The organism is Anaerozeibacter quisquiliarum, from assembly GCF_051162045.1.
In the GTDB taxonomy this organism is placed as follows: domain Bacteria; phylum Bacillota; class Clostridia; order Christensenellales; family Aristaeellaceae; genus Anaerozeibacter; species Anaerozeibacter quisquiliarum.
This window is the reverse complement of sequence record NZ_JBISDI010000018.1, coordinates 65,882-72,244: the sequence shown is the minus strand read 5'-3', so window position 1 is coordinate 72,244 and position 6,363 is coordinate 65,882. Positions and strand designations below refer to the sequence as shown.

At 67.5% G+C, this 6,363-nt stretch carries 6 protein-coding genes; all 6 read right to left on the bottom strand.

Annotated features, from left to right (window positions below; all coding sequences use genetic code 11):
* Window positions 1-78 precede the first annotated feature (78 nt).
* From recN to ACH6CV_RS09660, 6 genes are read right to left on the bottom strand one after another with little or no spacing between them, the layout of a single operon-like run.
* Window positions 79-1,782, bottom strand: a complete 1,704-nt coding sequence (gene recN / locus ACH6CV_RS09685) for a DNA repair protein RecN (RefSeq protein ID WP_456357983.1) — start codon at window positions 1,780-1,782, stop codon at window positions 79-81.
* A 19-nt stretch (window positions 1,783-1,801) separates the two neighbouring features.
* Window positions 1,802-2,251 carry an arginine repressor gene (locus tag ACH6CV_RS09680; protein ID WP_456357982.1) on the bottom strand — a complete coding sequence of 150 codons (450 nt, stop codon included), beginning with the start codon at window positions 2,249-2,251 and terminating at the stop codon, window positions 1,802-1,804.
* A 38-nt stretch (window positions 2,252-2,289) separates the two neighbouring features.
* The gene (locus ACH6CV_RS09675; RefSeq protein WP_456357981.1) at window positions 2,290-3,147 is read right to left on the bottom strand and encodes an NAD(+)/NADH kinase; all 858 of its coding nucleotides are present in this window, start codon (window positions 3,145-3,147) and stop codon (window positions 2,290-2,292) included.
* 58 nt (window positions 3,148-3,205) lie between these two features.
* Window positions 3,206-4,033: a TlyA family RNA methyltransferase gene (locus tag ACH6CV_RS09670; RefSeq protein WP_456357980.1), complete on the bottom strand. Its 828-nt coding sequence runs from the start codon at window positions 4,031-4,033 to the stop codon at window positions 3,206-3,208.
* Window positions 4,023-5,900 carry a 1-deoxy-D-xylulose-5-phosphate synthase gene (gene dxs, locus ACH6CV_RS09665; RefSeq protein WP_456357979.1) on the bottom strand — a complete coding sequence of 626 codons (1,878 nt, stop codon included), beginning with the start codon at window positions 5,898-5,900 and terminating at the stop codon, window positions 4,023-4,025. Before dxs ends, ACH6CV_RS09670 begins: the two co-directional genes overlap by 11 nt.
* Before the next feature lie 11 nt (window positions 5,901-5,911).
* Entirely contained in the window at window positions 5,912-6,358 is a 447-nt protein-coding gene (locus ACH6CV_RS09660) for a divergent PAP2 family protein (protein WP_456357978.1), read from the bottom strand.
* Window positions 6,359-6,363: the final 5 nt, after the last annotated feature.

The window sequence follows — 6,363 nt, the reverse complement described above, 5'->3', positions numbered from 1 at the left end:
GCGTCCGTCTTCTCGGCGAACGCCTATGCTCAATAGAAAAACTGCGAACCGCTTACGCGGACATGGTTGGGATCGGTATCACCGTTCAGACAGCGACTCGATCAATGCCTGCGCGGCGGTCAGGAGATGCTCGGCGTGGGCGCGGCCGCTGGCGGGGTCGCCGGCGCCGCCCACCAGCCGGCTGAGTTCCTCTATGCGGCCCGCGCGGTCGAGCAGCTCGACCGACGAGGTCGTACGCTCGTCATCGGTGACCTTGAGCGCCAGGTATTGCCGGTCGGCCAGCGCCGCGATTTGAGGCAGGTGCGTCACGCAGATCACCTGGCGCTTGCGCGCGATCGCGGCCATCTTCTCGCCCACCACCTGCGCCATGCGCCCGCTGACGCCGGTGTCGATTTCGTCGAATACCATCGCGTCCACTCCGGCGCTGTCGGCGGCGGCGGCCTTCATCGCCAACATGATCCGCGACAGCTCGCCCCCCGAGGCCACCGACGACAGCGGCTTCACCGGCTCGCCCGGGTTGGCCGACAGCATGAACTGCACCTGGTCGCGCCCGTCGGCTGAACAGAGAGCGCGCGGCGCAATCTGCACCTCGAAGCGCGCGCGCTCCATACCGAGGTCGGTGAGCTCCGCCATCACCCGTTCGGTGAACGCCCGGGCCAATCGCCTGCGGCTGTCGCTCAACTGCGCGCAGGCCTCGGTGAGCGCCCGCTCCCTCGCAGAGAGCGCCTTTTCGATCTCCCGGAGCCGCTCGTCGCCGCCGTCGAGCTCATGAAGCTTAAGCGCGGCGTCCTCGCGGAACGCCAGCACGTCGTCCAATTCCGGCCCGTACTTGCGCGCGATGCGCTTGAGTTCGCTCAGACGCGCGCCCACGCGGTCGGCCTCGGCGGGGTCGAACTCCAGGCCGTCGTTCAGATCCTGCAGCTCGTAGCCCACGTCCTCGGCTGCGTAATACAGATCGAACAGGCGCGCCTTGAGCCTTTCAAAACGCTCGTCCAGGTGCGCGATCGGTTCCATCGCCTCCGCCGCTCGCTTGAGCGCCTCCTGCGCGCTCGCGCTCCGGCCGCCCTTGTAGGTCAGCTCGTAGGCGCGCTGCACGCCCTGCGCCACCTGTTCGGCGTTCTTCATGAGCTCGCTCTTTTGCTTGAGTTTTTCCTCCTCGCCCCGCTTGGGCTTGACTGCGTCGATTTCACCCAATTGAAACGCCAGCATGTCTCGCCGACGCTCGCGCTCGCTCGCGTCGATCGACAGCGCCTCGGCCTCGCGCCTGAGCGCGGCGAAATCCGCGTAGCGCGCGCGCACCTGCGCGATCAGCGCGGCATGTTCGGCGTCCCCGTATCCGTCGAGGTAGTTCAGGTGCCGCGCGGGATCGGCCAGTTGCTGATGCTCGTGCTGACCGTGCATGTCGACGAGCAGGCCGGTCAGTTGCTTGAACTGATTAAGCGGCACCACGCTTCCACAGGCACGGCACACGCTGCGCCCGTTCGCCGTCAGCTCGCGCGTAAGCGGCAGCAGCCCGTCCTCGGCCTCCAGCCCCATCTCGCCCAGCAGCTTAAGCGCCTCGCGGTTGTCCGCCACGTCGAACAGCACCTCGACGCGCGCCTTGTCGGCCCCGGTGCGGATCAGCTCGCGGTCCGCGCGCCCGCCCAGCGCCAGCGATAACGCGTCCACCACGATCGACTTGCCCGCGCCGGTCTCGCCGGTGAGCACATTGAGCCCCGCCCCCAGCCCAAGCCGCAGCCGCTCGATCAGCGCGATGTCTGCAATCGCAATCTCCAAGAGCACCTTTGTTTCCCCTCAATCCTCATCGCATCATTTGCTTAAATCTCGCCGCCAGCAATCCAACGTCGCACCCCTCGCGCGCGATGATAAAAATCGTGTTGTCGCCGGCCAGCGTGCCCAGTACCTCGCTCCACTTGAGCGAATCGACGGCCTCGGCCGCCGCGTTGGCGCTCCCCGACAGCGTTTTGATTACGATCATATGGCCGCTGGACGCCACCGACAGCACCGATTCCGAGAAGATGCGGATAAACCGGTCGCCCGCGCCCTGCTCGGCGCGTTCGGCGGTGGCGTACTTGTAGCCGCCGCTCGGCGAGAGCGCCTTGAGGAGCCTGAGTTCCTTGATGTCCCGCGAGACCGTGGCCTGCGTCACCCGCACACCGTGGCGCTTTAGCTGTTCGGCCAGTTCCTCCTGCGTCTCGACATCCCGGCTGTCGATGATCTCCAGTATCAAGGCGTGTCGCGCCGACTTCATACCGCGCCCTCCTATCAAACCAGGGGGTCGCGCCCCCGTCATGAATGTACCCAGCCGATCAGCTTTTCCCTCATCAAATCAAAAAAATTGCGCGCTTCGAGCCGCAGGAACGCAACGCTGTCCCGCGCCTTGCGGATCGTGACCACCGGGTCATTCGCCGGAAGCGTCAGCGGCTTGCAGCCGTCGGCCACCACGCGCGCGTTTTCAGCCTCGTCCAGCACGCGCACCGTGACCGTTTCGCCCGCCGACACCACCATCGGCCGGACGTGCAGCGTGTGCGCGCAGATCGGCGTCAGCAGGATGCAGTCGAGCCCCGGCGCGACCAGCGGCCCGCCCGCCGACAGCGAATAGGCGGTCGAGCCGGTGGCGCTGGCCACGACCAGTCCGTCGCCCGCGATCCGGTCCACCATCTGTCCGCCCGCCGAGAATTCGATCGGCAGCACCCCGGCCGCGCGTTCCGCGCGGTTAAACGCCACGTCGTTGAGCGCCAGCGCGCGCTGGCCGTTGGAAGTCGTGGCCTCGAGCAGCATGCGCCGGTCGAGGAAGCCCTCGCCGCGAAGCGCGCGCAGAACCCCCTGCTCCATCTCGCTCGGCGGCATCTCGGTCAGGTAGCCCACCCGGCCCATATTGATGCCCATCAGCGGGATGTCGTACGCAAGCGCCGTGTCCACCGCGGTCAGCAGCGTGCCATCGCCGCCCAGCACGCACAAAAACGCGCAGCCCTCGAAGCTGCCCGCCAGATGCCCCATGCCAAGCGCCGCCGCCAAGCGGTCGGCCACGACCGCGCGCGCCCCCGCACCCTCGAGTATTGAAATCAGGCGGCGCGCCACTTGCAGCGTGCCCTCCTTGGAGTCGTTGTGCCAGATGCCTACGCGCTGTGCCAACGCCTTCACCATACCTTATATGTATTATATATCATAGATGCATATTTATTCAAGCGGTAACCGCGCTCGCTCACGGCTTTTTTTGCGGGTGCATCGTCCACGCGCGCTCGACCGCGCCGGGCACGTCGGGCCGCTCAAGTCCGCGCGCGGGCACGAGGTCGAGCAGGAACTCGATGTTGCCCTCGGCTCCGGTGACCGGGGAGCAGTCGAGCCCCGCGGCCTGCCAGCCGAGAGTCGCCGCGAAGTCGATGATGCTTTCGAGCACCTTTGCGTGTACCGCGGGGTCGCGCACCACGCCGCCCGCGCTCACGTCCTCGCGCGCGGCCTCGAACTGGGGCTTGACCAGCGCGACGAAGCGGCGATCTTCTCCCGGAGCGCGACCGTTGCCAACGAGGACATGGAGCGCCGGCGGCAGCACCGCCTTGAGCGATATGAACGACACGTCGGTCGCGCCCAGCGACGGCCGGATGTCAAACATCTCGGGTGTGAGCGCGCGGGCGTTGGTCTTTTCCATCACCACCACGCGCGGATCGCGCCGGAGCGACCAGTCGAGCAGCCCGAACCCCACGTCCACCGCGTACACCATGCGCGCGCCGGCTTTAAGCAGCGCGTCGGTGAACCCGCCGGTGGAAGCACCCACGTCCAGGCATACCTTATCGCGCACGTCGATGCCGAACACCTCGAGCGCCCGCTCGAGCTTGAGCCCGCCCCGGCTGACGAACTTGGCCTTCGCGTCCCGAACGTCGAGCTGAAGAGCGGGCTTCAACCGGTCGGACGCCTTTTCCACCTTGCCGCCGCCCTGATACACCTTGCCCTCGAGCACCAGCAGCCGCGCATGCGCGATCGAGTCGGCCAGAGCGCGCTCGACGAGCGCCTCGTCCACGCGCTTAATCGCCATCGCCCAAATCCTTCTGCAGCCGCGAGCGGATCGCCTCGGCGATTTGGGGCATCGTCAGGCCGCAATCGCCGAGCTGCTCGGCCACCGTGCCCTGCTCGACGAAGCGGTCGGGCAGCCCCAGCGCCATCACGCGCGCCGGAGCGTTCCAGTCGGCCAATTGCCGCAAAACCGCCGCGCCCAACCCGCCCGCGAGCACGCCTTCCTCGAGCGTCACCAGCAGCAAAGCTTCCGTAGACAGCCGTTTCAGCATCGCCGTATCGAGGGGCTTGATGAACCGCGCGTCCACCACGCCCACGCCGAGCCCCTTGCCGTGCAGCTCGATCGACACCGCCAAGGCGGTCTCCACCATGCGCCCGACCGCCAGGATCACGGCGTCGCGCCCGGCGGCCAGCGTCTCCCACTCGCCGAGCGCCAGCGCCGTCCGCTCCTGCATGCCCGGCCCCATGTCGCAGGCGTCGCGCGGGTAGCGGATGGCGAGCGGGCCGTCAAGCGTCAGGCTCAGCCGCATCAGCCGCCGAAGGTCGCGCGCGTCGCGCGGCGCGGCCACCGCCATGCCCGGCATTGCGCAGAGGTAACACAGGTCGAACGCGCCCTGATGGGTCGCGCCGTCCGAGCCCACCAGCCCGGCGCGGTCGATCAGCAGCGTCACCGGCAGCCTTTGCAGGCATACGTCGCTAATCAGCTGGTCGTAGGCGCGTTGCAGGAAGGTGGAGTAAATCGCCACGAACGGGCGCATGCCCGCGAGCGCCAGCCCCGCGGCCATCGACACGGCGTGTGCCTCGGCGATGCCCACGTCGAACGTGCGCTCGGGAAAGCGCTGCTGAAACGCCGTGAGCCCGGTGCCCGAGGGCATGGCGGCCGTCACCGCACACACGCGCGCGTCCAGCTCGGCGATTGCGCCGAGCTCCGACGCCATCACCGCGCCGTAGGCCGCCGCGCCCTCGCTTGCCGGGCGGCCGGTGTCCACGAAGAAGGGCGCGATGCCGTGGAAATCGTCGGGGCGCTGCTCGGCGTAGGCGTAGCCCAGCCCCTTCTTGGTGACCACGTGCACCAGCACCGGGCGCTGCGCCTTGACCGCTCGCCTGAGCACGCGGATCAGCCGCTCGGTGTCGTGGCCGTCGATCGGGCCCTGGTATTCAAAGCCCAGCGCCTCGAAGAACTGGCCGTCGATCAGCAGCGACCGGAGCGCGTCGCGCAGGCGCGTGAGTACCCGCAACACCGGCGTGCCCAGGTGCGGCATGCGCGAAAGCCCCTCCCGCAGCGCGCGCTTGACGCTGCGGTAGGGCCCCGACTGCCTAAGACCCGTCAGGTAGCCCGACAGCGCGCCCGTGTTCTTCGAGATCGACATCTCGTTGTCATTGAGCACCACGATGAGCGGCGTCTTCGACTGGCCGGCGTCGTTGAGCGCCTCGTAGCACATGCCGCCGGTCAGCGCGCCGTCGCCCACCACCACGGCCACCGCGTGCCTTGCGCCCATCAGATCGCGCGCGCGCGCCAGCCCCAACGCGGTCGAGATGCCGCTCGAGGCGTGGCCGGTGGCGCACACGTCGTAGGGGCTCTCGTCGGGGCGCAGAAACCCGGTAATCCCGCCGTGCTGCCTAAGCGTAAAAAAGCGGTCGCAGCGCCCGGTCAGCAGCTTGTGCGCGTAGGTCTGATGGCCCACGTCGAATACCAGCTTGTCCTCGGGTGCGTTGAGCGCCGTATGCAGCGCGATCGTCAGTTCCACCATGCCGAGGTTCGAGGCCAGGTGGCCCCCGTTGTTCGATACCGTCTCGATGATGACCCCGCGCAACTCCTGCGCAAGCGCTATGCGCTGCTTGGGCGTAAGCCCCTTGATGTCCTCGGGGGTGCGAATGTTCGTAAGCATTTCTTTCCCTTTTACATGATCAGCACGGCCAGCAGCACGCCCAGCAGCGCGCCCATCAGCACCTCGAACGGCGTATGCCCCAGCAGTTCCTTGAGCGCTTCATTGCTGAAATTCAGGCCGCCCGCGACCATATCCTGTACAATTTTGTTGAGCACCACGGCCTGCTTGCCCGCGGCGCGCCGCACGCCGGCCGCATCGGTCATGACCACCGAGGCCGTCACGAACGCCATGGTGAACTCGATCGAATAAAACCCGCGCGCGATGCCGACCGCCGTCGCCACGCCGCATACCACAGCTGAATGGGAGCTGGGCATGCCGCCGAGGCCGAAAAACCGGCCGAAATCCCACCGCCGCTCGATGATGTAGGTGAAGACCACCTTGAGCGCCTGCGCCACAAACCAGCCGACCACCGCCACCCACAGCACGCGGTTGGCGAGCAATTCGTTCAGTACGCGCATATGTA

What these genes read in the sequence shown, in the direction of transcription:
- ACH6CV_RS09680 (WP_456357982.1), bottom strand. Translation starts at nt 2,251, where the DNA reads ATGAAGTCGGCGCGACACGCCTTGATACTGGAGATCATCGACAGCCGG.
- ACH6CV_RS09675 (WP_456357981.1), bottom strand. Translation starts at nt 3,147, where the DNA reads ATGGTGAAGGCGTTGGCACAGCGCGTAGGCATCTGGCACAACGACTCC.
- ACH6CV_RS09670 (WP_456357980.1), bottom strand. Translation starts at nt 4,033, where the DNA reads ATGGCGATTAAGCGCGTGGACGAGGCGCTCGTCGAGCGCGCTCTGGCC.
- dxs (WP_456357979.1), bottom strand. Translation starts at nt 5,900, where the DNA reads ATGCTTACGAACATTCGCACCCCCGAGGACATCAAGGGGCTTACGCCC.
- ACH6CV_RS09660 (WP_456357978.1), bottom strand. Translation starts at nt 6,358, where the DNA reads ATGCGCGTACTGAACGAATTGCTCGCCAACCGCGTGCTGTGGGTGGCG.